25 protein-coding genes are annotated in these 25,744 nt (G+C 59.3%); 16 read left to right on the forward strand and 9 right to left on the reverse strand.

Annotated features, from left to right (window positions below):
- Positions 1-281 precede the first annotated feature (281 nt).
- Both M5B43_RS13990 and M5B43_RS13995 read left to right on the forward strand, forming a co-directional pair.
- Positions 282-1,118: a S1-like domain-containing RNA-binding protein gene (locus M5B43_RS13990; RefSeq protein ID WP_248750662.1), complete on the forward strand. Its 837-nt coding sequence runs from the start codon at positions 282-284 to the stop codon at positions 1,116-1,118.
- A 346-nt stretch (positions 1,119-1,464) separates the two neighbouring features.
- Positions 1,465-2,907: an NCS1 family nucleobase:cation symporter-1 gene (locus M5B43_RS13995; protein ID WP_248750663.1), complete on the forward strand. Its 1,443-nt coding sequence runs from the start codon at positions 1,465-1,467 to the stop codon at positions 2,905-2,907.
- Here M5B43_RS13995 and M5B43_RS14000 read toward each other — a convergent pair.
- Positions 2,819-4,018 (reverse strand): YbfB/YjiJ family MFS transporter, encoded by a 1,200-nt coding sequence (locus M5B43_RS14000; RefSeq protein ID WP_248750664.1) that lies wholly within the window; start codon positions 4,016-4,018, stop codon positions 2,819-2,821. The two genes, M5B43_RS13995 and M5B43_RS14000, sit on opposite strands and share 89 nt — an antisense overlap.
- Before the next feature lie 103 nt (positions 4,019-4,121).
- On the opposite strand from M5B43_RS14000, the gene M5B43_RS14005 reads away from it, so the two are divergent.
- A complete protein-coding gene (locus M5B43_RS14005; protein ID WP_248750665.1) occupies positions 4,122-5,015 on the forward strand; it encodes a LysR family transcriptional regulator in 894 nt (297 codons plus the stop codon).
- Between the two features lie 160 nt (positions 5,016-5,175).
- Entirely contained in the window at positions 5,176-5,298 is a 123-nt protein-coding gene (locus M5B43_RS27275; protein WP_003193089.1) for a PA1414 family protein, read from the forward strand.
- Between the two features lie 198 nt (positions 5,299-5,496).
- Here M5B43_RS27275 and M5B43_RS14010 read toward each other — a convergent pair whose 3' ends face one another.
- The 3 genes from M5B43_RS14010 to speB form a co-directional block, all read right to left on the reverse strand.
- Positions 5,497-6,879, reverse strand: coding sequence for a sodium:solute symporter (locus tag M5B43_RS14010; protein ID WP_248750666.1), 1,383 nt, complete (start codon positions 6,877-6,879; stop codon positions 5,497-5,499).
- A gap of 200 nt (positions 6,880-7,079) precedes the next feature.
- Complete coding sequence (locus M5B43_RS14015) at positions 7,080-7,280, reverse strand: hypothetical protein (protein WP_248750667.1); 201 nt, start codon at positions 7,278-7,280, stop codon at positions 7,080-7,082.
- Positions 7,280-8,230: an agmatinase gene (speB, locus tag M5B43_RS14020; protein ID WP_248750668.1), complete on the reverse strand. Its 951-nt coding sequence runs from the start codon at positions 8,228-8,230 to the stop codon at positions 7,280-7,282. Before speB ends, M5B43_RS14015 begins: the two co-directional genes overlap by 1 nt.
- Before the next feature lie 149 nt (positions 8,231-8,379).
- On the opposite strand from speB, the gene M5B43_RS14025 reads away from it, so the two are divergent.
- A complete protein-coding gene (locus M5B43_RS14025; RefSeq protein WP_034108063.1) occupies positions 8,380-9,273 on the forward strand; it encodes a LysR family transcriptional regulator in 894 nt (297 codons plus the stop codon).
- 4 nt (positions 9,274-9,277) lie between these two features.
- Positions 9,278-9,871 (forward strand): DTW domain-containing protein, encoded by a 594-nt coding sequence (locus M5B43_RS14030; protein WP_248750669.1) that lies wholly within the window; start codon positions 9,278-9,280, stop codon positions 9,869-9,871.
- Between the two features lie 82 nt (positions 9,872-9,953).
- On the opposite strand, the gene M5B43_RS14035 is transcribed toward M5B43_RS14030, so the two are convergent.
- Entirely contained in the window at positions 9,954-11,102 is a 1,149-nt protein-coding gene (locus M5B43_RS14035; protein ID WP_248750670.1) for a glycerophosphodiester phosphodiesterase family protein, read from the reverse strand.
- Between the two features lie 406 nt (positions 11,103-11,508).
- On the opposite strand from M5B43_RS14035, the gene cysM reads away from it, so the two are divergent.
- From cysM to M5B43_RS14060, 5 genes are all read left to right on the forward strand, one after another.
- Positions 11,509-12,411: a cysteine synthase CysM gene (gene cysM, locus M5B43_RS14040; protein WP_032887766.1), complete on the forward strand. Its 903-nt coding sequence runs from the start codon at positions 11,509-11,511 to the stop codon at positions 12,409-12,411.
- Complete coding sequence (rlmD, locus tag M5B43_RS14045; RefSeq protein WP_248750671.1) at positions 12,411-13,763, forward strand: 23S rRNA (uracil(1939)-C(5))-methyltransferase RlmD; 1,353 nt, start codon at positions 12,411-12,413, stop codon at positions 13,761-13,763. The genes cysM and rlmD overlap by 1 nt, the downstream gene beginning before the upstream one ends.
- Before the next feature lie 140 nt (positions 13,764-13,903).
- On the forward strand, positions 13,904-16,147 hold the full coding sequence (relA, locus tag M5B43_RS14050) for a GTP diphosphokinase (RefSeq protein ID WP_248750672.1): 2,244 nt from the start codon (positions 13,904-13,906) through the stop codon (positions 16,145-16,147).
- On the forward strand, positions 16,147-16,980 hold the full coding sequence (mazG, locus tag M5B43_RS14055; protein WP_248750699.1) for a nucleoside triphosphate pyrophosphohydrolase: 834 nt from the start codon (positions 16,147-16,149) through the stop codon (positions 16,978-16,980). Before relA ends, mazG begins: the two co-directional genes overlap by 1 nt.
- A 25-nt stretch (positions 16,981-17,005) precedes the next feature.
- Positions 17,006-17,551 (forward strand): DUF2058 domain-containing protein, encoded by a 546-nt coding sequence (locus tag M5B43_RS14060; protein ID WP_017527556.1) that lies wholly within the window; start codon positions 17,006-17,008, stop codon positions 17,549-17,551.
- A gap of 217 nt (positions 17,552-17,768) precedes the next feature.
- On the opposite strand, the gene M5B43_RS14065 is transcribed toward M5B43_RS14060, so the two are convergent.
- The 4 genes from M5B43_RS14065 to purM all read right to left on the reverse strand — a co-directional run bounded on the left by M5B43_RS14065 (position 17,769) and on the right by purM (position 20,769).
- Complete coding sequence (locus M5B43_RS14065; protein WP_003193064.1) at positions 17,769-17,957, reverse strand: hypothetical protein; 189 nt, start codon at positions 17,955-17,957, stop codon at positions 17,769-17,771.
- 381 nt (positions 17,958-18,338) lie between these two features.
- Positions 18,339-19,052: a DUF3108 domain-containing protein gene (locus M5B43_RS14070; protein WP_248750673.1), complete on the reverse strand. Its 714-nt coding sequence runs from the start codon at positions 19,050-19,052 to the stop codon at positions 18,339-18,341.
- An 8-nt stretch (positions 19,053-19,060) separates the two neighbouring features.
- Entirely contained in the window at positions 19,061-19,711 is a 651-nt protein-coding gene (gene purN, locus M5B43_RS14075; protein WP_248750674.1) for a phosphoribosylglycinamide formyltransferase, read from the reverse strand.
- Positions 19,711-20,769 (reverse strand): phosphoribosylformylglycinamidine cyclo-ligase, encoded by a 1,059-nt coding sequence (purM, locus tag M5B43_RS14080; RefSeq protein ID WP_248750675.1) that lies wholly within the window; start codon positions 20,767-20,769, stop codon positions 19,711-19,713. Before purM ends, purN begins: the two co-directional genes overlap by 1 nt.
- A 359-nt stretch (positions 20,770-21,128) precedes the next feature.
- Between purM and M5B43_RS14085 the strand changes: the two genes are divergently transcribed.
- The 5 genes from M5B43_RS14085 to M5B43_RS14105 all read left to right on the forward strand — a co-directional run bounded on the left by M5B43_RS14085 (position 21,129) and on the right by M5B43_RS14105 (position 25,726).
- Positions 21,129-22,169, forward strand: coding sequence for a DUF2066 domain-containing protein (locus M5B43_RS14085; RefSeq protein ID WP_248750676.1), 1,041 nt, complete (start codon positions 21,129-21,131; stop codon positions 22,167-22,169).
- 36 nt (positions 22,170-22,205) lie between these two features.
- A complete protein-coding gene (locus M5B43_RS14090; protein WP_248750677.1) occupies positions 22,206-23,279 on the forward strand; it encodes an AI-2E family transporter in 1,074 nt (357 codons plus the stop codon).
- A 203-nt stretch (positions 23,280-23,482) separates the two neighbouring features.
- Positions 23,483-24,187, forward strand: coding sequence for a DnaA regulatory inactivator Hda (gene hda, locus M5B43_RS14095; RefSeq protein WP_017134884.1), 705 nt, complete (start codon positions 23,483-23,485; stop codon positions 24,185-24,187).
- 213 nt (positions 24,188-24,400) lie between these two features.
- Complete coding sequence (locus M5B43_RS14100) at positions 24,401-25,045, forward strand: NlpC/P60 family protein (protein ID WP_248750678.1); 645 nt, start codon at positions 24,401-24,403, stop codon at positions 25,043-25,045.
- A 144-nt stretch (positions 25,046-25,189) separates the two neighbouring features.
- Positions 25,190-25,726 (forward strand): C40 family peptidase, encoded by a 537-nt coding sequence (locus M5B43_RS14105; RefSeq protein ID WP_248750679.1) that lies wholly within the window; start codon positions 25,190-25,192, stop codon positions 25,724-25,726.
- Positions 25,727-25,744: the final 18 nt, after the last annotated feature.

Below are 25,744 nucleotides of genomic sequence, written 5' to 3' on the forward strand. Positions count from 1 at the left end.
GTACAGGAAATACTTGACAATTGCTTGGTAAATATCCTCTGAGAATAAGTTACGGCCCTCGGTAATACGCGAAGTTTATCTTTGAAATTGGCCCTAACTTGCTGTTTTAACTCGAATCCATTGGGTTCGACAGCGGTTGGGTCGCAGAAAAATTCAGTGCAGTGATCTGACGAGCGGGGCGGTGCCAGTAGAACGCCACGCCAGCCCGCGATTTTTCGGGCGTGCGCGCGTGCCGGACACAACTCGGGTAGAATGCTGCCCACGCAATGAGGGTATTGGAAATGGCTTTAGTCGGGCGCTACAACAGCTTGCAAGTGGTTAAACACACTAACTTTGGTTTGTACCTGGACGGTGCGCAAGATGGGGAAATCCTCTTGCCTAATCGGTATATTCCCAAAGATATTCCCAGTGAAGATGAAGACTGGCTCAACGTTTTCATTTATCTGGATAGCGATGACAAACTTATCGCCACCACTGAAAAACCCAAAGTTCAAGTGGGCGAATTTGCCAGCTTGAAAGTCGTGGAAGTCAACAGCATTGGCGTCTTCCTCGACTGGGGTTTGCCAAAGGATTTGCTGCTGCCGTATTCAGAAGAGAAACGTCAGTTGAGCGCCGGTGAATACTGCGTGGTGCATGTGTACCTCGACAAGCACACCAAGCGTATCACCGCCACCGCACGCCTGGATCGCTACCTGGATAAAACCCCGGCCAACTACCAGGTGGGCCAGGAAGTCGACCTGCTGGTAGCCGAAGCCACGGACATGGGCTTCAAGGCGATCATCAACAACAAGCACTGGGGCCTGATCCACAAGAACGAAGTGTTCAAGTTCCTGCGCCCGGGCAAGGAAGAGAAAGGCTTCATCAAAGAGATTCGCGCCGATGGCAACATCAGCCTGAGCCTGCAACCGGTCGGCCAGGAAGCCGCTTCCAGCTTGAACTCGAAGATCCTTGCCAAGTTGCGCGACAACCACGGCACCCTGCCGGTCAGTGATAAAAGCGACCCGGCGGTGATCAGCAACTTGTTCGGCGTGAGCAAGGGCAACTTCAAGAAGGCCATTGGTGCACTCTACAAGCAGGGTCAGATTGTGATTCATGCGGATCGCATCGAACTAAGCTGAGTGCGGTTTGCTCTTCTGTAGGAGCAATCGGGCTCCTGCAGAGGTCGCGTCAATGTCTAAGCAAACACTCTTTGCCTGCCTCGGCACCTTTCTGACCGCCAGTTGCTGCGTTGTCGACCACCTGTGTGCACATCGGGTGCAGCACTGATTGTGTACAGGATTGATGTGCACCGTTGCTGAGCGCAACACTCGCCCCTAGCCCGTCATAAAGCCCTTTGGAGCGCGGTTCCAGAGGGATTGTGTGCCATTGGCACGCATTCTGCTGAATACCTCGTATACAAACCATGCCGCCCACCGTATGCATATTGCTGCGGCAGCGCAGGCCGGTATTTCGAGGAGCCAAGCGATGACCGAACAATTGCCCAAAGGCTATAGCCCGCGCCTGTACAACCAGGACCTGGGCCCACTGCCGCAAAAGTGGACCTGGTACAACATCTTCGCCTTTTGGATGAGTGACGTGCACAGCGTGGGTGGCTATGTATTCGCTGCCAGCCTGTTCGCCCTGGGGCTGGCCAGTTGGCAGGTGTTGATTGCCCTGCTCGCGGGCATTTGCATCGTGCAATTGATCGCCAATCTGGTGGCTAAACCGAGCCAGCAAGCAGCCGTGCCCTATCCGGTGATTTGCCGGCTGGCCTTTGGTGTGTTCGGGGCGAATATTCCGGCAGTGATTCGTGGCCTGATCGCCGTGGCTTGGTACGGGATTCAGACGTACTTGGCGTCGAGTGCATTGATCATTGTGGTGCTGCGTTTTTTCCCATCCATGGCAGTGTATGCAGAGCCGCATTTTGCAGGGCTGTCCTATTTGGGCTGGTTTGGTTTCCTTGGTTTGTGGGTGTTACAAGCCGCCGTGTTCTGGGCCGGCATGGAGTCCATCCGCCGCTTTATCGACTGGGCCGGGCCGGTGGTCTATGCGGTGATGTTTGCCCTGGCAGGCTGGATTGTCTGGAAGGCTGGCTGGGCGAATATCAGCTTTACCCTGGCGGAAAAATCCCTGTCCGGCTGGCAAGCTGTGGGCCAGGTGATCGTAGCGACGGCGCTGGTGGTGTCGTATTTCTCCGGACCTACACTGAATTTCGGTGATTTCAGCCGCTACTGCCGCAGTATGCAGGACGTGCGTCGCGGCAACTTCTGGGGGTTGCCGGTGAATTTCCTGGCGTTCTCACTGGTCACTGTGGTGATCGTCTCGGGCACTTTGCCGGTGTTTGGGGAGATGCTGCATGACCCCATTGCCACGGTGTCGCGTATCGATAACAGCATGGCTGTACTGCTGGGAGCCTTTGCCTTCGTGACGGCGACCATCGGCATCAATATCGTGGCCAACTTTGTCTCTCCCGCGTTCGACTTCGCCAATGTCGCGCCGAGCAAAATCAGCTGGCGCGCCGGTGGGATGATCGCGGCAGTGGCCTCGATCTTTATTACCCCGTGGAACCTGTTCAACAACCCGCTGATGATCCACTACACCCTGGACATTCTCGCTGCCTTTATCGGACCGTTGTTTGGCATTCTGCTGGTGGACTTCTACCTGGTGAAAAAACAGCAGATCGATGTCGATGCATTGTTTGATGACAGCCCGAAAGGTCGCTATTACTTCGACGGCGGCGTGAACTGGACGGCGGTCAAAGCCCTGGTGCCGGCAACGCTGGTGGGCGTCGCGATCACGTTCACTCCGGCATTGCAGGGGATGGCCAACTTCGCCTGGTTCACCGGGTGCTTCCTGGGTGGGCTGTTTTTCCTGGTGTTGGCGCGGCGAGAACAGGTTCACGCACCGACGCCACTGGTCGCGGGCTAACCAGCACGCCTCCTGCCAGTAACAGGCCCACACCGGCGACCACCAATGCCGGTTGCAGGCCGCCGCTCAGGTGGCTGCTCACCGAGGCCAGCAATGGGCCACTCAATTGGCCGATGGCAAAACTCGCCGTCAGCAGCCCGGTGCCGCGTTGGTAGCCGTGGGGCGCGATTTCCCGCAAGCGTTGCATCACCAGCATCATGCAGGCCAGGAACGGCGTACCGCACAGCAAAACCCCCAGCGCCAGGCCCCAGCTATTGCCCAGCAAGCAGGCGAATACCCCGGCCGCTTGCAGCCACAATGTTGTCATCAGCCAACGACGGGTGGTAGGCGGGTTATTGCGGCGCAAGCTCACCACCACGACGCCGATCGCGGCAGCCAGACCAAAACATGGCCAGAACAGATCGGCCTGCCAGGCACCTTTGAACTGCGCGCTGGCCATCTGCGATAGAAAGGTCGCCGGAATGATGTAGCCCAGGCCAAACAGGAAGTAGATCCAGCATAAGTGCGTGATGCTGGCGTTATTGCCTGCGTGGGCGGCGTGTGCAACCGTGAGGGTGGGCTGCGGCAAGAAAGGCAGGATCGCCAGCAGCATCACCAGCGCGACGAGGCCATACACCAGCCACAGGGTTGCCGAGCTTTGCCCCAACAGGTTCGAGCCCAGCGCCAGCAGCCCGGTCAACAGAATCCCCAGCCCTGGCCCGGCAAACACCAACGCCCCCAACCGTGGTCGCCCGGCGGCCAGTGCCAATGGCTGGCTCAAACCGGTGATCATCACCAGCGCCCAGGCACTTGCCACTCCGGTTCCAAAGCGCAGCAGCAGATGGGGCCAGAACCCATGGGCCCAGTACGACGCCAGGGTCAGTAATACGCAGAGCCATAACCCGCCGTACAAGCGCCCACGCACGTGATGATGGCTACGGGCAAATATCGAATCCACCGCTCCGACGAAGTAACCCAGGTAATTGGCGGCCGCGATCAGCCCGGCGCCCGTCAGGTCGATCTGGCCTTCGCTGAGCAAGTGCGGCATCTGCGGGGTGAGGGCGAAACGGCCAATGCCCATGGCCATCATCAAGGCGATAAAGCTGGCGACCAAGCGAATCAAGGGGGACATGCTCAGGTTTCCTGTAAGGAAGCGAAGAGCTACAGGCTAAAGTGGATTGACTTTCTATAAAAATGAATAATAGTGAGTAACTTGTTCAGTTTTGGAGAAAGGTGTGGAGTTCAGTCAATTGCGGATTTTCCAAGCCGTGGCGGAGGAAGGCTCCATCACTCGAGCGGCTGAGCGCCTGCATCGTGTGCCGTCGAACCTGTCGACGCGACTCAAGCAGATGGAGGAACAACTGGGCGTCGAGTTGTTTGTGCGCGAACGCCAGCGCCTGCAGCTTTCCCCGGCTGGCAAAGTGTTGCTGGACTACAGCACTCGCCTGTTGGCGCTGCACGACGAGGCCCACGGCGCCGTACAAGGCGGGCAACCGGCCGGCGACTTTGTGCTGGGCAGCATGTACAGCACCGCTGCGATTCATTTGCCCCAGCTGTTGGCGCGCTATCACAAGGCTTTCCCGAGGGTGAACCTGCAGGTGCAGTCGGCGCCCAGCGGCGAACTGCTGGAGGGTTTGATCACCGGGCGCCTGGACGCGGCGTTGGTGGACGGCCCGCTGACGATCGCCACGTTGGATGGCGTACCGCTGTGCGAAGAACGCCTGGTGCTGATTTGCGAGGCCGATCATCCGCCGGTGCACGGGCCCCAGGATGTTGCGGGCCGCTCGGTGTTCACCTTCCGTCGCAGTTGTGCCTACCGCGCGCGCTTGGAAGCCTGGTTTTCCCACGAGCGGGTGGCCATGGGGCGTGCTATCGAGATCGAGTCCTATCAAGGGATGCTCGCCTGCGTCATTGCCGGTTCCGGTGTGGCGTTGATGTCTGAATCCATGCTCGAGAGCCTGCCAGGCAAGGACAGCGTGTCCGTTCATCCCTTGAACGGGCCTTTTGCCACTGCCACCACTTGGTTGATGTGGCGAAAGGGTATGCTCGGCGCTAACCTCAACGCATGGATCGACCTGCAGCAAGAGGGGGCGACCGCGCTTATGCAAGAGACACGCGCAATGGCTTGAACGAACCGTCAGGATTCGGATCAATTCAGTAATAGTTCGTTGTGGTTTCGTTCAAGCATTACGTGGGACTTAGAGCTACTATCTCTGTAGGAAACGGCGACGTTGTTCCGTAAGACAAAATGGCTACAGCCGTCCAGCACCACCCTCAAAGGGGGCAACCATGAAAGAGAAAATTCAAAACTGGCTCCATGACCTTGGCGTTGCACTGGGTTTGATCGAGCCTCCGCTGCAGCCAGTGCCGATTCGCACGGATGACGAACAGCGTCGGCCACGTCGCAGGTAACCTCGGGTCGCACAGGATTTAACAGGTGGGAGCGGGCTTGCTCGCGAATACGGTGTGTCAGTGAACGAAAATATTGACTGATCCACCGCCTTCGCGAGCAAGCCCGCTCCCACATTTGCTTTTATGCCAGGCAAAAAAAACGGGTGCGATATCCGACGTCGCACCCGCTGAAGAAAATACGCTAACGGTTGTTATCGCTCACGCTGCCCGAGCGACCGATGCCTCAGGGCGGCGCGACAACAAACTCACCACGACAAAACTCACCAGGCCAATCGCCAGGCTGTAGTAAATCGGTGTGTTCGCATCCAGCCCATCCTTGAACATAAATACCAGAGCGGTCACGAAGCCCAAGGTCATGGAGCTGATGGCCCCTGATGTGGTCGCCCGCTTCCAGAAAATCGCCCCTATCAGTGGGATCAACATCCCGCCCACGAGCAGGTTATACGCCAGGGTCAGGGCGCTGATCACATCGTTGACCACCAGGGCGATACCCAGCACGGCAAGACCTGTCAACATCGTGAACAAACGGTTGATGCGCAGGCTCGACTGCTTGCCACCGCGCAAACGCGGCAGCAGGTCTTCGGTCAGCACGGTGGAAGCGGCAAGCAAGCCGGCGCTGGCGGTCGACATCATTGCGGCCAGTGCGGCGGCGATTACCAGGCCGCGAATGCCGTCCGGCAACGATGCTTTTACGATAGCGGCGAAGGCATTGTTGACGTTGTCCAGGTTCGGCAGCAGCACATGCGCCGCCATGCCGATCAACGCACACGCCAGGCCGTAAAGAATGCAGTAGAAACCCGCGAAAGTGCCTGCGTACTGGGCGACCTTTTCGTCACGGGCAGTGAACACCCGTTGCCAGATATCCTGGCCGATCAGGATGCCGAAGAAGTAGATCATGAAATAGGTAATGATCGTGTCCCAGCCGATTTCAGTGAAGCTGAAGTTCGACGCAGGCAGCTTGGCCACCAGTTGATCCCAGCCGCCGACGCGGTACAGGCAGATCGGTAGCAAGATAAACATCAGGCCGACGGTCTTGATCACGAACTGCACGATGTCGGTGAGGGTCAGCGACCACATGCCGCCGATGGTCGAATACACCACCACCACACCACCGCCCAACAGCACCGAGACCCAGAACGGCAGGCCGAACAGCACTTGCAGCACGGTGCCGATGGCCAGGATCGACGTCACGCCGATCATCAGCGCGTAGGCCAGCATGATCACTGCGCTCGCCTGGCGGGCCATCGGGTTGTAGCGTTTTTCCAGGACCTGGGTGACGGTGAAAATCTTCAGCTTCAGCAACGGCTTGGCCAGGAACAGGTTCAGCGCGATGATCCCTGCGCCCAGTGCGGCGCACAGCCAGAACCCGGAGATGCCATGCACATAGCCCAGGCGCACCGTGCCAACGGTGGACGCACCGCCCAAGACTGTGGCGGCCATGGTGCCCATGTACAGCGACGGGCCCAGGTTACGCCCGGCCACCAGGTAGTCTTCGTGGGTCTTGGCGCGGCGCATGCCGTAATAGCCGAGCACGAGCATGCTGGCGGCGTAGATGAGTACGACGAATAAATCCAAAGCCATGACGGCGGTTCTCCGATTATTTTTTTAGGCTATTGAGGAGTTTTCTGTGGCGAGGGAGCTTGCTCCCGCCGGCCGCGAAGCAGCCCCCTGGGGCTTGCGGTACGTTCGTGGTCAGGGATCTGCTCGACCCCGTTGGTTTCTATTTTGCGAATACTGTTTTCGTTGTTTTTATTATTCATGATCAGCTCCGATCACATTGGCTAAGGGGACGGCAGCCCTTGCGGGATAGCGGACAAATGTTCGTGGCAGGCCAGCCGCAGGCCTTGTTCTTGTTGTGTGCCAGCCCCTTGCCGTTTAAAGCTGGCATCGGCCGTGAACGCGCCGAAATAGGCGGCGCGGTCATTGCGGGCAAAGGCCGCCACCAGGTCGGCGGCGGCTTTGCGCACGTCTTGCACGCTCATCAGCGGTGCGCCACGCCAGGCAGTACGCAGAGCATCTCGTACAGTAGGTTGGCGCCGAGCAGTGAGGTGTTGCCGGTGGTGTCATACGGCGGCGAAACTTCTACCAGGTCGCAACCCACCAGGTCGAGGCCCTGGCAGCCACGGATGATCTCGATCGCCTGGATGGTGGTCAGCCCGCCGATTTCCGGGGTACCGGTGCCAGGTGCCCAGGCCGGGTCGATGCCGTCGATATCGAAACTCAGGTACACCGGGCCGCCGCCGACTTTCTCACGCACCTGGGCCATCAATGGCGCCAGGGAGTGGTGCCAGCACTCTTCGGCCTGAACCACGCGAAAGCCCTGTTTGCGGCTCCAGTTGAAGTCTTCGGCGGTGTAGCCCTGGGCACGCAGGCCGATCTGCACCACGCGGTCGCAATCGAGCAAACCTTCTTCCACCGCACGGCGGAAGGTGGTGCCATGGGCGATTTTCTCGCCGAACATGTGGTCATTGACGTCGGCGTGGGCATCGATGTGAACCAGCCCGACCTTGCCGTGTTTCTTGTGGATCGCCCGCAGGATCGGCAGGGTGATGGTGTGGTCGCCGCCCAGGGTCAGTGGGATGACGTCGTGCTCGAGGATCTCATCGTAGGCCTCTTCGATGATGCGTACGGCGTCGAGCAGATTGAAGGTGTTGATTGCCACGTCGCCGATATCGGCCACCGACAGCGAGTCGAACGGTGCAGCCCCGGTAGCCATGTTGTACGGGCGGATCATCACCGACTCGGCGCGGATTTCACGCGGCCCGAAGCGGGTGCCGGCGCGCAGCGAGGTGCCGATGTCCAGCGGCACGCCGATAAAGGCGGCATCCAGGCCCTTGGCCGTTTGCAGGTGGGGAAGACGCATCATGGTGGCGATGCCGGCGAAGCGCGGCATTTCGTTGCCGCCCAGTGGTTGGTGGAAAATCTTGTCCACGGGATTGCCTCATCGTTGTTTTGTTTATTAGGGGCCGATTCTGCGAAAAGCGCAGGAAGGGAAGAATCGGCAGGGGCAAATACTTAGTTCAGATTTTTCTAAACTAATGCCGGCAGGTAGACTGCGGCGATCAACACCCGGAGCCCACCATGGCCAACGCCTTGCCCGACCTGAAACTCCTGCGCATCTTTGTCAGTGTCGTGCGCCACCAGGGGTTCGCCAATGCCCAGCACGAACTCAACCTGTCGACGTCGGCCATCAGCACTTACATGAGCCAACTGGAGTCAGCGCTGGGCCTGGTGTTGTGCCATCGCGGCCGCGGCGGGTTCAGCCTGACCAGCAAGGGCGAGTTGTTCCATCAGGAAACCCTGCGCCTGCTGGGCGAGCTGGAAGGCTTCGAGCAATACGCCGCCGCGTTGAAAGGTGAGTTGCGCGGCACCCTCAAGCTCGGCGTACTGGATTCCACCGTCAGCGACAAAGCGCTGCCGTTCGCCGAAGTGATCGGTGCCTACAGCCTCGAGCACCCGGCGGTGCACCTGCATCTGTCGGTGATGAGCCCCTACGAACTGCAACTGGGCGTGCAGGACAATCGCCTCGACCTGGCCATTGGCGCCTTTTCCAATCGCATGAGCGGGCTGATCTATATGCCGCTGTACCGCGAGCAACATTGGCTGTATTGCAGCACGCGACACCCACTGTTTAACGAGCGGCGTATCCCCGAGCAAGTGATTACCCAGCAGCGCATGGTTGGGCGTGGCTATTGGAGCCAGGCCGAACTGGCGCGCCACGGTTTCAAACACAGCGCGGCGACGGTGGAAAGTATGGAGGCGCAACTGATCCTGGTGCTGTCCGGTGCCTACATCGGTTACCTGCCCGAGCACTACGCCCAGGCGTGGGCGGACAAGGGCGACCTGCGCGTGCTGCTGCCGGCCACCTTTGGCTATCAGGCGCCGTTCTCGATGATCATGCGCCGTGGCCGCAGCCGCGAACCGCTGATCCAGACGTTCCGCGACTTGCTCAAAACCCAGCTCAACCAGGCCTGAAACCATGTCCAGACCGCAATGCCCTCGCTGCCTCAGGCCCATCACCCATTGCCTGTGCCCATTGATCCCCCGTCTCGACAGCCGTACGCGGGTGTTGTTGTTGCAGCATCCGAGCGAAGTCGGCCATGCGCTCAATACCGCACGGTTGGCGGCATTGGGCTTGAATAATGCGCAGTTGGTGGTGGGCGAGGTGTTCGAAGACCTGGCCACATTATTGAGCCCGCCCGGTTATCAGGCGCGCCTGTTGTTTCCCGCCGACGACGCCCAGCCCTTGCAAGCCTACAGGCCCAGTGATCAGCCGCTGTTACTGGTGGTGCCGGATGGCACCTGGCGTAAGGCGCGCAAACTGCTGCACCTCAATCCGTTGCTGGCGGCATTGCCCAGGGTGACGCTGGTCGAGGCCGCGGTGTCCCGCTATCGGCTGCGCAAGGCGCCGGGGCCAGGGGCGTTGTCGACAGTGGAGGCGATTGTGCAGGCGTTGCAGGTGTTGGAGGCGCCAGCGTCGTTCGAGCCATTACTCAAGCCGTTTGACGCATTGATTGAAGGCCAGATCGAGGCCATGGGCGAAGCGGTATTTCAGCGAAATCACGGTCAATAGCGAGCGCCACAGTGATGGTTGAAAGTGGTCTGCTTGTACTCGCTCCTCTCCGGCAGGAGCGAGTACGTGATACACAACGGTACTATTCAGATCCGAGCTTTGAATAGGCGATCGCTTTCTTGGCTCCGGTTTTCAGGATCGCACTATTGTCCTGTTGATCGTCAGGTCGATAGAAATAAAATGCATCGCCACCTTCTGGAGTTTTTTTGTAGAGCATCTGAATGCCTACCCCAGCCAGCAGGAGGCTGGATTCAAGTAATACTTTTCTCGCGTCATCGACGTTGTCGCATTTGAAGAAGGTTTCGGCTCTCTTGCTCAGCTCAAGCAACACGTGGGAAAAGTCGCGATTTTCAGCGTATTGCCTGAAGTCGGATGTAGAGGCATGAATGGCTTTTTTTCCTGACGCAGCAAGGTCGGCGATCGGAGCGCGTAAATCCCAGAGGATCCCGTCGTAGCCCTGAAAGCCGTTGCCCTCTACGAGGGCGCGTAGATTGTTCATGGCATTGGCCTGATACTTTGCGTTGGGATCCTTGAGGGAAAAATCCTCCTTCATATTTTCCTTGCCGAACAAATCCGCGGTTTTGATGCCGGGAGCGATATTTATTCCACTTAAGCCCCTCTGCTGAGCCTCAGTCTTCAACTCTTTGAGCGCCTCATGTTTGAAGGAGCAGAAGATGATGCTTTCTGGCGCGAGCTTTTGTGAATCACGCCCACCCTGCTCGACAAGATCAAGCATGGGAGAAACTGCTGTCTCATCTTTTAATTCGATATTGAGGATGATCGGTTTCTTGCCGTACGCAGTCAGGGTCTGGTTGGCGTCATTGACTAGCCCGATCACTTCAGACAGGGTCGGTGTGACCTCGCCATTTCTTCCGATGGGGATTTTTTGTAGCTCATCCACCGTTTTTTGCCCCACCAGATACGACGCTTTGGTTTCGCCTGCGGGTAGTCTGGCGCCGCTGCGATCAGCACCGAACGCGTTACGCCAGATCTCATCATCATGGGTGACCATCACGGTACCGTCCTTGGATTTGAAAATATCGATTTCAATCGCGTCGGCGCCTTGGAGGATCCCAGTCTTGATCGCCTGCAGGCTGTTCTCAGGGTGATACCGTTGTGGAAATGTCGAGCCGAATACGCTGGTGGGGCCTGTCCCTCGGTGGGCGGTGAGCAGCAGGTTGTGGCCCGTGCGCTCCTTGAGCAGCTCGCTGTGGCCTCGGGACTCCAGCATCTGCTGTACTTCTTCCGCGCTCAACCTACTCGGGGTGGATCTGTTTCCCTGGGGGGCGGCGTTGGGTGCAGGTTGCAGGCTGACCGTGTTGGGCGTGGTGGGCGGGAGTGGTGACGTTAGAAAGAGGGGCATGGGTTTCTCTTGCCTTTGGATAGATTGACCTCCCTGTGGGCGCGAACACCCCTCCTGCCCATGGCACCCGCGTGTAGGAGCGAGTACTGGTTCAGAGCAGTCCATGGTGTGTCTGTTGCGTAGGTGGTTTAGTCATGGCATTTAGTTCCTGGGTACCAAGGTGAAACAACAGTTGTTATAGCTTTACCTTATAAGCACCACACTTTGCGTGATATGGCCCGCCGGCCTTTCCCGGTATGATGTTCGCCCCCGCAGTCTGGATTGCGAATACGCCATGACCTTGCAGTACCCTACAATCGCCGATTGTGTCGGCAACACGCCCCTGGTCCGCTTGCAACGCATGGCGGGTGAAACCAGCAATACCCTGTTGCTCAAGCTCGAAGGGAACAACCCGGCCGGCTCCGTCAAGGACCGCCCGGCGCTGTCGATGATCACCCGTGCCGAGTTGCGTGGGCAGATCAAGCCCGGCGACACCCTGATCGAAGCCACCTCCGGTAACACCGGGATCGCCCTGGCCATGGCCGCTGCGATCAAGGGTTACAAGATGGTACTGATCATGCCCGACAACGGCAGTGCCGAGCGCAAGGCGGCAATGACCGCCTATGGCGCCGAGCTGGTCCTGGTCACCCAGGAAGAAGGCATGGAGGGCGCCCGCGACCTCGCCGAGCGCATGGCCGCCGAAGGCCGTGGCCAGGTGCTGGATCAGTTCGCCAACGGTGATAACCCCGAGGCGCACTACACCACCACCGGCCCGGAAATCTGGCGCCAGACCCAGGGCACCATCACCCATTTCGTCAGCTCCATGGGCACCACGGGCACCATCATGGGCAACTCGCGCTACCTCAAGGAGCAGAACCCGGCGATCCAGATCGTCGGCCTGCAACCGATGGAAGGCGCGGCTATCCCTGGGATTCGCCGCTGGCCCGAAGAGTATTTGCCCAAGATCTACAACGCCGCGCGCGTGGACCGCATCATCGACATGGCCCAACGTGAAGCCGAAGACACCACCCGCCGCCTGGCCCGTGAAGAAGGCATCTTCTGCGGCGTATCTTCCGGCGGTGCCGTGGCCGGCATGTTGCGTTTGTCCAAGGAAGTGGAAAACGCGGTGATCGTCGCGATCATCTGTGACCGAGGCGACCGTTACCTGTCGACCGGCATTTTCGACGAACCCAACTGATGGCCAAGCACGAGAGAGGCCTGCGCTTCCAACCGACCGGCGGCAGCCGGGCGCCGCAGATTCCGGTGGGCAAGAAGCAGCGCCTGACTATCGAGCGCCTGGCCAACGACGGCCGTGGCATTGTGTTCTTTGAAGGCCGCACCTGGTTTGTGAACGGCGCGCTGGCTGGTGAAGACGTGGAGGCGCGGGTGTTGGGCGCGCACGGCAAAGTGGTGGAGGCCCGTACCGAGCGCGTGTTCAAGGCCAGCGAACTGCGTCGCCCGGCACCTTGTGCCCACGTTGGCCGCTGCGGCGGTTGCAGCGTGCAGCACCTGCCCCATGATGAACAGCTTGCCCTGAAACAGCGCATGCTTGCCGAACAGTTGTCCCGCGTGGCCGGTGTCGAACCGCAAGAATGGGCGGCACCATTGAGTGGGCCGGAGTTTGGCTATCGGCGTCGTGCCCGGGTGGCCGTGCGTTGGGATGCCAAGGCCAAGCAGCTTGAGGTCGGCTTTCGTGCGGTGGCCAGCCAGGACATCGTCGCCATCGATGACTGTCCGGTGCTGGTACAAGCCTTGCAGCCGATCATGCAGCGCTTGCCGAACATGCTGCGTCGCTTGAGCAAGCCTCAGGCATTGGGGCATGTGGAGTTGTTCAGTGGTTCGTCCATTGCCGTATTGCTGCGGCATATGGCGCCGTTGTCGGACGCCGACCTGCTGATCCTGAAAGAATTCTGCACCTTCCATGACGCACAATTGTGGCTGCAGGGCGAAGGGCAGCCGGAACCCGTGGACCCCGAGCAAGCCCTGGGCTTTCGCTTGGATGCGTGGGATCTGGAGCTGGCTTACCGGCCAGGAGATTTTGTGCAGGTCAACGCCGGGGTCAACCAGGCGATGGTCGCCCAGGCCCTTGAGTGGCTGGCGCCGCAGCCTGATGACCGGGTGCTGGACCTGTTTTGCGGCCTGGGCAACTTTGCCCTGCCATTGGCTCGCCACGTGCGCGAAGTGGTGGCGGTGGAGGGGGTGCAGGCCATGGTAGACCGGGCTGCACTCAATGCCGTTAGTAACAACTTGCATAATGCGCGTTTTTTTCAGGCCGATTTGTCCCAGCCTTTGACTGACGCAGAATGGGCCAAACAGGGCTTTTCTGCGGTACTCTTGGACCCGCCCCGCGATGGTGCCCTGGAGGTCGTGCGCAAGCTCGCCACCCTGGGTGCCAAGCGCTTGGTATATGTGTCCTGCAACCCGGCCACGCTGGCGCGGGACACGGTTGAGTTGGTCAAGCAAGGCTACCGGCTAAAGCGTGCCGGGATCCTCGACATGTTTCCGCAGACAGCGCATGTCGAGGCCATGGCATTATTTGAAGCGGGCTAGGATGCCCGTTTAATCCGACCGGCCTGTTGTCTCCAGGGCCTGTGACCTGCCAGGGAGTCTGCAGTACGAGCTTTAGTGATAAAGCAGATCGGCGATGATTTTTGACGCATCCAAGGTGCGTCGTAGGGAAGGTAAGCAAGATGGTACAGGTGAGAGCACACCAGCCGATCAACACTGACGGCAGTATCAATCTCGAGGCATGGCTGGATCATGCCGTCAGTGTCGATCCGGCACTGGACCGTGAAGCCTTGAAGGCAGCCTGCGAGTTCGCTCGTGAGTCTGAGCAACAAGACAATGCGGCAAAAAACCTGTGGGCGGAGGGCACTTCAAGTTTCCGCACCGGGTTGGAGATCGCCGAGATCCTGGCCGATCTCAAGCTGGACCAGGATTCGCTGATCGCCGCCGTGCTCTATCGCGGCGTGCGTGAAGGGCATATTGCGTTGCCGGTGGTCAGCCAGCGTTTCGGCGTCGTGGTCGCCAAGCTGATTGATGGCGTGGCACGCATGGCGGCGATCAGCGCCAGTCTCAGTCCGCGCCAGTCCATGGTGATGGGCACCCAGGGCCAGGTGGAAAACCTGCGCAAGATGCTGGTGGCGATGGTCGACGACGTGCGCGTCGCGCTGATCAAGCTGGCCGAGCGCACCTGTGCGATCCGGGCGGTCAAGACCGCCGATGACGAAAAGCGCAACCGCGTTGCCCGTGAGGTCTTCGACATCTACGCGCCCTTGGCGCATCGCCTGGGTATCGGCCACATCAAGTGGGAGCTGGAGGACCTGTCCTTCCGCTACCTCGAACCCGACCAATACAAACAGATTGCCACGCTGCTGCATGAGCGGCGGCTCGACCGTGAGCGCTTTATCAGTGACGTGATGGGCCAGCTGCGCGCCGAGTTGCAGGCGACCGGCGTGGAGGCCGACATCAGCGGTCGCGCCAAGCACATCTATTCCATCTGGCGCAAAATGCAGCGCAAGGGCCTGGCCTTCAGCCAGATCTACGACGTACGTGCCGTGCGCGTGCTGGTGCCGGAAATGCGCGATTGCTACACCGCGCTGGGTATCGTTCATACGCTGTGGCGGCACATTCCCAAGGAGTTCGACGACTACATCGCCAACCCCAAGGAAAACGGCTATCGCTCGCTGCACACCGCCGTGATCGGTCCCGAGGGCAAAGTGCTGGAAGTGCAGATCCGCACCCACGCCATGCACGAAGAAGCGGAGCTGGGTGTGTGTGCGCATTGGCGCTACAAGGGCACCGACGTCAAGGCCGGGTCCAACCAGTACGAAGAGAAAATTTCCTGGCTGCGCCAAGTGCTGGAATGGCACGAAGAGCTCGGCGACATCGGCGGCCTGGCTGAACAGCTGCGGGTCGATATCGAGCCGGACCGGGTCTATATCTTCACGCCTGACGGCCATGCGATCGACTTGCCCAAGGGGGCCACGCCGCTGGATTTCGCCTACCGCGTGCACACCGAGATCGGTCATAACTGCCGAGGCGCCAAGATCAACGGGCGCATCGTACCGCTCAACTACAGCCTGCAGACCGGTGAGCAGGTCGAGATCATCACCAGCAAGCACGGCACACCGAGCCGCGACTGGCTGAACCCGAACCTGGGCTACATCACCACGTCGCGGGCGCGGGCGAAGATCGTACACTGGTTCAAATTGCAGGCGCGCGACCAGAACGTGGCGGCCGGCAAGACCCTGCTTGAACGCGAACTGGCGCGCCTGGGCCTGCCCCAGGTGGACTTCGACAAACTGGCCGAAAAGGCCAACATGAAGATCGCCGAAGACATGTTCGCCGCCCTGGGGGCCGGCGACCTGCGCTTGGCGCAACTGGTCAACCTGGCCCAGCAATTGGTCGAGCCGGAGCGCGGCAACGAACAGCTGGAACTGATCCCGCGCAAAGCCACCGGCTACAAGCCTGGCAAGCGTGGCGATATCCAGATCCAGGGTGTGGGCAACCTGATGACGCAAATGGCCGGGTGCTGCCAGCCGTTGCCTGGCGACGCCATTGTCGGCTACATCACCCAGGGCCGTGGCGTGAGTATTCACCGCCAGGATTGCGCCTCGGTGCTGCAACTGGGCGGGCGTGAGCCGGAGCGGATCATCCAGGTCAGCTGGGGGCCGGTGCCGGTGCTCACTTACCCGGTGGATATCGTCATTCGTGCTTACGATCGCGCAGGCTTGCTGCGTGACGTATCGCAAGTGCTGCTCAATGAGCGTATCAACGTGCTGGCGGTCAACACCCGCTCGAATAAAGAGGACAACACCGCGTTGATGTCCCTGACCATCGAGATTCCGGGGCTGGACGCGTTGGGGCGGTTGCTGGGGCGGATATCCCAGTTGCCGAACATCATCGAGACGCGGCGTAATCGCACCCCATGATGTATTCACTTGAAGACTTGCTGCACCTGATGAACCGCCTGCGGGACCCGCAATACGGGTGCCCGTGGGACATCAGGCAAACCTACGCCACGATCGTCCCGCACACCCTGGAAGAGGCTTATGAGGTTGCCGACGCCATCGAACGTGGCGACTTTGATCACCTGCAGGGGGAGTTGGGCGACCTGTTGTTCCAGGTGGTGTATTACAGCCAGTTGGCGCGCGAGGAGGGGCGTTTCGAGTTTGCCGGGGTGATCGACAGCATTACCCGCAAGCTGATCCGGCGTCATCCTCATGTGTTTCCGACCGGTGATCTCTACGCACCGGCGGATAGTCCTCGGTTGAGCGAGGAGCAGGTCAAGGAGCGCTGGGAGCAGATCAAGGCTGAGGAGCGTGCGGAAAAATCCGACGCACCAGAGCAATTATCCCTGCTGGATGACGTGCCCAGCGCTTTACCCTCGTTGTCCCGCGCCGCCAAATTGCAAAAGCGCGCTAGCCAGGTCGGTTTCGACTGGCCATCCGCCTTGCCGGTGGTGGATAACGTGCGCGAAGAGTTGGATGAAGTGCTCGAAGCCATGGCCGATAACGATTCGGTGGCGATCGCCGATGAGGTCGGTGACCTGCTGTTTGCCGCGGTCAACCTGGCTCGTCATCTGAAGGTCGACCCGGAAACCGCACTGCGTGGCGCCAATGCCAAGTTCGAGCGACGTTTCCGATTTATCGAACAGGCATTGCGCGATACCCATCGTCCCATAGAAGATTGCACCCTCGAAGAGTTGGACGCCCTGTGGGGCGAAGCCAAACGTCAGGAAAAGAATGTGTCCAGCTGCGGTTAAGCAGTTGCCTAAGTGAGTAAGCACCATGAGCCTTTCCCTTCGCGACCAGTTGCTCAAAGCAGGTCTGGTCAACCAAAAGCAGGCCAAGCAGGTCGGCAAAGAGAAGCAGAAGCAGCAGCGCCTGGTCCACAAGGGCCAAGCTGAAGTCGATGACACCCAGGCTCGCCTGGCCCAGGAAGCGCAGGCCGAGAAGGTCAAGCGTGACCAGGAGCTGAATCGCCAGCAACAGGAAAAAGCCGAGGCCAAGGCCCGTACCGCCCAGGTCAAGCAACTGATCGAGACCTCGCGCCTGCCCAAGCTGACGACCGAGGACTACTACAACTTCGTGGATGACAAGAAGGTCAAGCGCCTGTCGGTCAACACGCTGATGCGCAACAAGCTGAGCAACGGTTCCCTGGCGATCGTGCATCACGGTGGCGGCTACGAGGTGATCCCGCGGGAAGCAGCGCTGAAAATCCAGGAGCGGGCACCTGAGCGCATTGTGCAGCTCAATATCCTCACCGAAAGCCAGGTGCCGGATGAGGACGATCCGTACGCGGCCTACCAGATCCCTGATGATCTGATGTGGTAAGGCCGTAGAAACAACAAACCCCGCTCAAAAGGCGGGGTTTTTGTTTGTAGGCGGCCCCTGTGGCGAGCAGGCTTGCCCTGCGCTGGGTTGCGTAGCAGCCCCAATGCGGTGTTGGGATTCTGTCTGACGGAATGCGATGGCCTTATCAGAGCCGCTTCGCACCCCAGCGCGAACAAGCTTGCTCGCCACAACCGGGAGCCTACATAATTTCAGCGTTTCAGGAGCTTTTTGCCTGGCGTTGCAGTTCGAGAGTTTCGAGCTCGTTTTTATAATTGTGGGCGTCGCTCTCGTTGTGAAACATGCCGACCAATACGTCTTGCTGATGGACATCCCAGATGTGAATCCCGTGGCCTACTGCTTCATGGGACATATGTTCATCGTCGCGTTCAGTTACTTTTACAGTCATCTGCTTGCTCCAATCTCTGGTTGATCTGCGGCAAGTCGTCGCAGGTCTTTGTTATATGTTTTGTTAGCTTGCTAAGTAAATGGCTTTTGCACGCAACAATTCCTTGCAGGAAACGCAACAATCCCGCAGGCCGCGTAAAACCTGGCGTTACGCTGCAAGGGCATGAGTTTTATGACAAAAGTTTCATGTTCTATTTTGATCTCGAGCCTTTTATCGACCCTTCTGCTGGGGGGGCACTCGAATCGCCACTGGGGAATGTGACGGTCTTCAAAAGGTGCGTAGATAGCTATGCCTCGATGGCACCAGAAGTGTCGCAGCAAAATGTCCAGGCAAAAAAAAGCCCCGCATTCAGCGAGGCTCTTTTCCAGCTCATCAGCGCAATCAGCTGCCCTTGACGGCCTGGCCGTCAACGGTGCCATCCAACAGCATGATGTTGTATTCCTTGCCGTCGGTTTCCACCTGGCGCAGGGCAACCAGGATGCCGCCCCAATCCTTGGCGAACCACATCTGTGTGATGCGCTTGGTCTGCGACGGGTCGCGCACGCGCTCGACTTTGATCGCATCGATGGAGCCGGCCTTGGTCTGGACTTTTTCCGGGCCGATTACACGGAAGTCGTAGGTGTCGGTATCGGTGCCTTCGACCACGCGGTAGCTCATGCTTTTCTTGCCAGCGGCAACGTCACGTTGCAGGGCAAGCTGGTAAGTGGACTTGTCGAGCATGCCACTTTCGAGGGTGACATTGACCGGGTCTTTGTTTTCGAAGCCGGTGACCTTGTTGGCGGAGTGGTCAAAGTCCAGGTTGATCTTCTTCGCCTTGCCCAGGCCGCCGCGTTCGAAGGTGTAGCTCTTCGGTTGCAAGGCGTCCTTGTCAAATTTGATCACGCTGGTTTCGGTGAGGCTGGCGATGAGCATGGAAGCCTTGAAGTTCAAGGTCCAGGTGCCGTCACCGTTCTTGACCAGGCTGCGTTCGGCCGAGCCGCTCATGGGCAGCTGTTTCCAGTCGGCGGTGTAGCTGGCGGAGAAAGGGTGTAAATCTGCTGCTTGCACGGCAGGCAAGGCAAACAGAGCAAAAGCGAAGAGCAGGGCGCGACGCATAAAATCTCCTAGGTTCGAATCAAGTGGCCGCTGGCCGCAAGTAACTGACCGTCCAATAATGCACCCTGTTCACCAAGAATCAACCGACCCTCGGCAAACCAGCGAACAGCCAGCGGGTAAATCCTGTGTTCCTGGGTATGAACCCGTTGCGCAAGCGTCTGCGCCGAGTCCCCCGACTCTACCGGAACCACTGCCTGTACGACCAGAGGCCCGCCATCGAGTTCCTCGGTAACAAAGTGCACGCTGCAACCGTGCTCGCTGTCGCCGGCGTCGAGGGCGCGCTGATGGGTGTGCATGCCTTTGTATTTGGGCAGCAGGGAAGGGTGGATGTTGAGCAGACGCCCTTCGTAGTGCCGTACGAAACCAGCGCTGAGAATGCGCATGAAGCCGGCAAGGACCACCAGTTTGGGGTTGAAGGCGTCGATCAGTTCGATCAAGGCGCTGTCGAAGGCCTCGCGACCTTCGAAAGCCTTGTGATCCAGCGAGCGGGTTTCGATTCCCGCGTCCCTGGCGCGTTGCAGACCGTAGGCGTCGCTGCGGTTGGAAATCACCGCAGCGATGCGCACCGGGCTGTCGCCGGTACGCGTGCTGTCGATCAGGGCCTGCAAGTTACTGCCGGTGCCGGAAAGCAGCACCACGACATCACAGGTTGCAGGCATCAGTGCGCCTTAAGGTTCTTCAGTTCAACCTGGGCCGCGCCTTCCGGGGCGGTTGCGATCTGGCCGATGACCCATGGCTGTTCGCCGGCTTCACGCAATACGTTCAGGGCCGTTTCCACGTGCTCTTGGGCCACGCAGATCACCATGCCCACGCCGCAGTTCAGTACGCGGTGCATTTCGGTTTCGTTGACGTTGCCTTTTTCTTGCAGCCAATCGAATACCGCAGGGCGCTGCCAGCTGGCCACGTCGACAATCGCCTGGGCGCCTTTTGGCAGTACGCGCGGGATGTTGTCCAGCAGGCCGCCACCTGTGATGTGGGCCATGGCTTTGACTGCGCCCGTGTCCTTGATCAGCTTGAGCAGTGGCTTGACGTAGATGCGGGTCGGGGCCATCAGCAGGTCGGTCAGTGGCTTGCCGTCAAGCTGGGTGTTCTCGATGTCGGCGCCGGACACTTCGATGATCTTGCGGATCAGCGAGTAGCCGTTGGAGTGCGGACCGGACGATGGCAGGGCGAGCAGGGCGTCACCGGCCGCCACTTTGGAGCCGTCGATGATCTCGGCTTTTTCTACAACGCCGACGCAGAAACCGGCCAGGTCGTAGTCTTCGCCTTCGTACATGCCTGGCATTTCAGCGGTTTCGCCGCCGACCAGGGAGCAACCCGACAGTTCGCAGCCGGCGCCAATGCCGGTCACGACTTGGGTCGCGGTTTCGACGTTGAGCTTGCCGGTGGCGTAGTAGTCCAGGAAGAACAGCGGCTCGGCACCACACACCACCAGGTCGTTGACGCACATGGCGACCAGGTCGATGCCGATGCTGTCGTGCTTGTTCAGGTTCAGTGCCAGGCGCAGCTTGGTGCCCACGCCGTCGGTGCCGGAAACCAGTACAGGCTGCTTGTAGCCGGCCGGGATTTCGCAGAGGGCGCCAAAACCGCCCAGGCCGCCCATGACTTCAGGGCGCGCAGTGCGCTTGGCGACGCTCTTAATGCGTTCGACCAATGCTTCACCGGCGTCGATGTCTACACCGGCGTCCTTGTAGCTCAGGGAGGGTTGCTTGCTCATGATCCAGGCCTTTAGGGGGGATTCAGGGGTAACGACCGAGCGGGCAGGCACTTTTGGTAAAAGGCCCAGCCGTTGACGGTCTGCGAAGGCGCGCGATTTTATCAGGCTTGAGGGGCAGCGGCCATCCTCGGGCCGACGGGCAGGGCCATATAGGTTAAAAAAAGCGGGTTAAAAAAATGCTGATCGGCTCTGCCAAGGGGCGTATTAAGGTATAGCCTTTAACTCGCTATCGTTATGACAGTACGAAAACTTACCAAGACCCTGTGAATGTTTTACCGGCTGCTGTGGTCACAGCCTTGCCAAGCCGAGTTCGCGCGGTCTGTTCCAGCCGCTAAATTTGTCGTTCGGGAATACCTTTCATGCGTCTGTGTAAATTCTTTTTTGTGGGCTGCTTGTCATTGGTCAGCCTGGCGAGTCATGCCGAAACCCTCAGTGGCCTCTATCAAGTGCTTGAACCGGTCAGCAGCCAGTCGCCCCAGGAGCGCGACCAGGCCACCCAGCGTGCCGTGCAAACCCTGGTGATCCGCCTGACTGGCGACGCCAAGGCTGCCGATGGCCCGGGCCTGGCGGCAATCGGCAAGGATCCGCAACAAATCATCAGCCAATATGGTTACGACGCCGGCCCGCCGGAAAGCCTGCAAGTGGACTTCGACCCCGTCAGCACCGACCGTGCCTTGCGTCAGGCGGGCCTGCCGATCTGGGGCAGCAATCGGCCGTCTATTCTCGGCTGGTGGCTGAACGACTCTACCGAAGGCAGCAGCCTGGTCGGTGACGGCCAGTCTGTTGCCCAAGCGCTGCGCCGCGCGGCGCAACACCGTGGTTTGCCGTTGCGCCTGCCGCTGGGTGATCTGGATGAGCAGGTTGTCGCCACGGCGCCTAATCTCGAAAGCGCGGATGCGACGCCATTGCGCGCGGCCTCGGAACGCTACGGTGCCGACGCTTTGCTCGCCGTGCATGCGCGTCAGGAAGGTAATCAGTGGCAGGCCAAATGGCGCCTGTGGCTGGGCGACAAGAGTGAGCAGGGCACCGCCCAAGGGGCGGACACGGCGGCTGTGGCGGATGCCGTATTGCTTGCTGTCAGCCAGAAGCTGGCGCCGCGCTTTGCCGTCAAGCCAGGTGCCAGCACCGAGCAATTGCTCGAAGTGCAAGGCATGAACCTGGAGCGCTATGCCGCCTTGGGGCACTTGCTGGAGCCGTTTGGTGGCCAGCCGCTGCGCGTGGACGGTAGCCGTATCGTGTATCGCGTCAATGGCAGTGCCGATCAGTTGCGTACCCAGTTGAACCTGGCCAAGTTGCAGGAGGTTCCCGCGGGTGAAGCCGCCATCCAGCAACCTGTGGTTGATGGCACGCAACCGGCTGTGGCACCTGAACCTCAGGCGCAGCTACGGTTTCGTTGGTAAATGTTCTTCCTTATATAGAAGAGAATGGAGTGGTTTATGGCGGATACGCGTCGTTGGGTGTGGCTGGGTGGGATAGTCCTGCTGTGCGGTTTTGTGTTCTTGCTGCATTCGATCCTGACGCCGTTTCTGGTTGCGTTGCTGCTCGCCTATCTGTTCGATCCCGTGGTGGATCGTTTGGAGAAGGTCGGCATGTCGCGCACCTGGGGCGTGGTGACGGTGTTTGCGTTGTTCACACTGATCATTACGGCACTGGTATTAGTGTTGGTGCCGATGCTGGCCAAGCAATTGTTCCGCCTCTATGAGCTGGCGCCGCAGATGCTCGACTGGCTGCAGCACACGGCTATGCCGTGGGCGCAGGCCAAGTTGGGGCTGGCGGATGGCTTTTGGAAGTTCGACAAGGTCAAGGCGGCGATCAGCGAACATATGGGCCAGACCACCGATATCGTCGGGGTTGTGCTCAGCCAGGCTACCGCTTCCGGCCTGGCGCTGATCGGTTGGTTGACCAACCTGGTGCTGATTCCGGTAGTGGCGTTCTATCTGCTGCGTGACTGGGACATCATGATGGCCAAGATCCGTAGCCTGCTGCCGCGCAACCGCGAAGAGCGCATCGTCTCCCTGGCCGAAGAGTGTCATGAGGTGTTGGGCGCATTCGTGCGGGGGCAACTGCTGGTGATGCTGGCCTTGGGGATCATCTATGCCGCCGGCCTGATGGCGATCGGCCTGGAGTTGGGGCTGTTGATCGGCTTGATCGCGGGCTTGGCTGCCATCGTGCCTTATATGGGGTTTGTGATTGGTATCGGTGCGGCGCTGGTGGCCGGGCTGTTCCAGTTTGGCGGCGATCTCTACCCCATGCTGGGGATTGTCGCGGTATTCATGGTCGGCCAGGCCCTGGAGGGCATGGTGCTGACACCACTGTTGGTGGGGGATCGAATTGGCCTGCACCCGGTGGCGGTGATCTTTGCGATCCTGGCGGGCGGTGAGCTGTTTGGAGTTACAGGCATTTTACTGGCTCTGCCGGTGGCGGCAGTGATCATGGTGCTGGTGCGTCATGTGCACGACTTATACAAAGACTCGGATGTGTATACGGGTGTGGATGAGCTCGATTTGTAGTCGCTGTGTCACAAACCCGGCCTTGGCCGGGTTTGTTGTTTATGGCGCGGTGGCGTCAAACAATCTGCGCAAATCCTGCAAGTTAACGCAAACCTTTGATTTTGCTTGTGGTCTGCTGCATTGTGCGCCCGGCGTCACGGGTATAAACTTTGCAAACTTTACACAGAGGCCACTAACGGTTCGATGGGAGCCGTTCAGTCAGCATGAAACCGATTCAGCTGCCCCTAGGTGTGCGTCTGCGTGATGACGCTACCTTTATCAATTACTACCCAGGCGCCAATGCCGCTGCACTCGGCTATGTCGAGCGGCTCTGCGAAGCCGACGCCGGGTGGACTGAAAGCCTGATCTATCTGTGGGGCAAGCACGGCGTGGGGCGTACGCACTTGCTACAGGCGGCGTGCCTGCGTTTCGAACAAATGGGTGAGCCGGCGGTTTACTTGCCGCTGGCTGAGTTGATGGACCGCGGCATCGGGATCTTCGACCACCTGGAGCAATACGAACTGGTCTGCCTGGACGACCTGCAGGCGATTGCCGGCAAGGCGGACTGGGAAGAGGCGTTGTTCCATCTGTTCAACCGGCTGCGTGACAGTGGTCGACGCCTGTTGATCGCCGCGTCCACGTCGCCGCGTGAATTGCCGGTGAAGTTGGCCGACCTCAAGTCGCGCCTGACGCTGGCGCTGATCTTCCAGATGCGTCCATTGTCCGATGAGGACAAATTGCGCGCCCTGCAGCTGCGCGCATCGCGTCGCGGCCTGCACCTGACCGACGAAGTCGGGCATTTCATTCTCACCCGTGGCACTCGCAGCATGAGCGCCTTGTTCGATTTGCTCGAACAGCTCGATCAAGCCTCTTTGCAGGCCCAGCGCAAGTTGACCATTCCCTTCCTCAAGGAAACCCTCGGCTGGTAGCCAGCCCTTATATTTCGGGGCTTTCGGCAAATTTCAGGCGCCAGAAAACCTGCGTTTGGGCCGCTTTGGCCACGCAAAAGGCGCGTATAGGGTGTTAAGGGCTTAGATGTCATAGTCCAAACAAGAAGTCACATAGATTGCGATTGAATTTGCAAATCGATGTGATAGAAGGCATAGTCTCGACTTCTTTACACATCAGCCACGGTCGTGCCCATGCTAAATCGCTTCGCACCCCTCGTGCCTCTCGCACTCGTTACCCTGTTGTTTGGTTGCGCCACCCACACTCAAAACGTGGCTGAGCAGCAAAAGACTCAACAACAGTCCCAGGCAAAATTCGTTGCTTCGCAGTCTTCCACTGCTTATCAGGAAGCTCTTTATAAAGAAGAGCAGGCAACCGAAAAAGAACTGGCCAACTTTGCCGGCAGCAAGCCTTACCAGCTTCCAGTTCTGGCCGACAGCATCCTCGAACGCGGTATGTCTCTGATTGGTACCCGTTACCGTTTTGGCGGCACCTCCGAAGCCGGTTTCGACTGCAGCGGTTTCATCGGCTACCTGTTTCGTGAAGAAGCCGGCATGAACCTGCCTCGCTCGACACGCGAAATGATCAACGTGGATGCACCGTTGGTCGCACGCAACAACCTCAAGCCCGGTGATCTGCTTTTCTTTAGTACCAGTGGCCGCGGTCGTGTCAGCCACGCCGGTATCTACTTGGGCGATAACCAGTTTATCCACTCCAGCAGCCGTCGCAGTGGCGGTGTTCGAGTCGACAATCTGGGTGACAGCTACTGGAGCAAAACCTTCATCGAAGCCAAGCGCGCACTCGCCATGGCCCCGACTACGGTTACCGCTAGTAAGTAAAGTTAAAGTGATACTTGAAGTTTGACGTGTAAGCGCTAGAATCCCTGGACATTGTTGTAATCCGTTCGCGCGAGCTTTGCTTGCGCGTTCTGGTTTTCAGCGTTCGGCAGCGAAAGCCGCATCCAGATCAGGATTGTTCTGCCCATGTCGACCTCAGCCCGCCTCATTCTCCTGGTTTGTGCTGCGCTCCTCAGCGCCTGCGCAAGCCGCCCGCCGCCTGCCCCCGTAGCGGTCAAGCCCAAGCCAGTGTTCAACTATTCCAGCCAGAGTTTCTCGCCTGCTGCCGAAGATGTGCTCTTCCGTGCGCTGGGCCTGGTGGGCACGCCTTATCGTTGGGGCGGCAACACGCCGGACTCGGGTTTTGATTGCAGTGGCCTGATTGGCTTTGTTTACCGTGATGCCGCAGGTATCAGCCTGCCGCGCACGACGCGCGAACTGATCGTGATGCGTGCCCAGGACGTCAGCGAAAACAACCTGCAGACCGGTGACTTGATCTTCTTTGCCACGGGCGGTGGTTCGCGGGTGAGCCACGCCGGCATCTACGTCGGTGAGGGGCGATTCGTGCATGCTCCGCAAACCGGCGGGACGGTGAAGCTCGACACCTTGTCCAAGGCTTATTGGCAGAACGCCTACCTCAGCGCCAAGCGCGTGTTGCCAGCAAACCTGGCGCGTAACCCTTAAATGACTAGATGAATGTGG

The sequence above is a fragment of the Pseudomonas sp. MWU15-20650 genome (assembly GCF_023242475.1).
Taxonomy (GTDB): Bacteria; Pseudomonadota; Gammaproteobacteria; order Pseudomonadales; family Pseudomonadaceae; genus Aquipseudomonas.

Coding starts and splice junctions, on each gene's coding strand:
- rlmD (WP_248750671.1), top strand. CDS start 12,411: ATGGCCAAGCACGAGAGAGGCCTGCGCTTCCAACCGACCGGCGGCAGC.
- M5B43_RS14015 (WP_248750667.1), bottom strand. CDS start 7,280: ATGAGCGTGCAAGACGTGCGCAAAGCCGCCGCCGACCTGGTGGCGGCC.
- M5B43_RS13990 (WP_248750662.1), top strand. CDS start 282: ATGGCTTTAGTCGGGCGCTACAACAGCTTGCAAGTGGTTAAACACACT.
- M5B43_RS14060 (WP_017527556.1), top strand. CDS start 17,006: ATGAGCCTTTCCCTTCGCGACCAGTTGCTCAAAGCAGGTCTGGTCAAC.
- M5B43_RS14090 (WP_248750677.1), top strand. CDS start 22,206: ATGGCGGATACGCGTCGTTGGGTGTGGCTGGGTGGGATAGTCCTGCTG.
- purM (WP_248750675.1), bottom strand. CDS start 20,769: ATGAGCAAGCAACCCTCCCTGAGCTACAAGGACGCCGGTGTAGACATC.
- M5B43_RS14085 (WP_248750676.1), top strand. CDS start 21,129: ATGCGTCTGTGTAAATTCTTTTTTGTGGGCTGCTTGTCATTGGTCAGC.
- M5B43_RS14025 (WP_034108063.1), top strand. CDS start 8,380: ATGGCCAACGCCTTGCCCGACCTGAAACTCCTGCGCATCTTTGTCAGT.
- M5B43_RS14030 (WP_248750669.1), top strand. CDS start 9,278: ATGTCCAGACCGCAATGCCCTCGCTGCCTCAGGCCCATCACCCATTGC.
- M5B43_RS13995 (WP_248750663.1), top strand. CDS start 1,465: ATGACCGAACAATTGCCCAAAGGCTATAGCCCGCGCCTGTACAACCAG.
- purN (WP_248750674.1), bottom strand. CDS start 19,711: ATGCCTGCAACCTGTGATGTCGTGGTGCTGCTTTCCGGCACCGGCAGT.
- M5B43_RS14035 (WP_248750670.1), bottom strand. CDS start 11,102: ATGCTGGAGTCCCGAGGCCACAGCGAGCTGCTCAAGGAGCGCACGGGC.
- hda (WP_017134884.1), top strand. CDS start 23,483: ATGAAACCGATTCAGCTGCCCCTAGGTGTGCGTCTGCGTGATGACGCT.
- M5B43_RS14065 (WP_003193064.1), bottom strand. CDS start 17,957: ATGACTGTAAAAGTAACTGAACGCGACGATGAACATATGTCCCATGAA.
- cysM (WP_032887766.1), top strand. CDS start 11,509: ATGACCTTGCAGTACCCTACAATCGCCGATTGTGTCGGCAACACGCCC.
- M5B43_RS27275 (WP_003193089.1), top strand. CDS start 5,176: ATGAAAGAGAAAATTCAAAACTGGCTCCATGACCTTGGCGTTGCACTG.
- mazG (WP_248750699.1), top strand. CDS start 16,147: ATGTATTCACTTGAAGACTTGCTGCACCTGATGAACCGCCTGCGGGAC.
- M5B43_RS14010 (WP_248750666.1), bottom strand. CDS start 6,879: ATGGCTTTGGATTTATTCGTCGTACTCATCTACGCCGCCAGCATGCTC.
- M5B43_RS14105 (WP_248750679.1), top strand. CDS start 25,190: ATGTCGACCTCAGCCCGCCTCATTCTCCTGGTTTGTGCTGCGCTCCTC.
- M5B43_RS14100 (WP_248750678.1), top strand. CDS start 24,401: ATGCTAAATCGCTTCGCACCCCTCGTGCCTCTCGCACTCGTTACCCTG.
- M5B43_RS14000 (WP_248750664.1), bottom strand. CDS start 4,018: ATGTCCCCCTTGATTCGCTTGGTCGCCAGCTTTATCGCCTTGATGATG.
- M5B43_RS14070 (WP_248750673.1), bottom strand. CDS start 19,052: ATGCGTCGCGCCCTGCTCTTCGCTTTTGCTCTGTTTGCCTTGCCTGCC.
- relA (WP_248750672.1), top strand. CDS start 13,904: ATGGTACAGGTGAGAGCACACCAGCCGATCAACACTGACGGCAGTATC.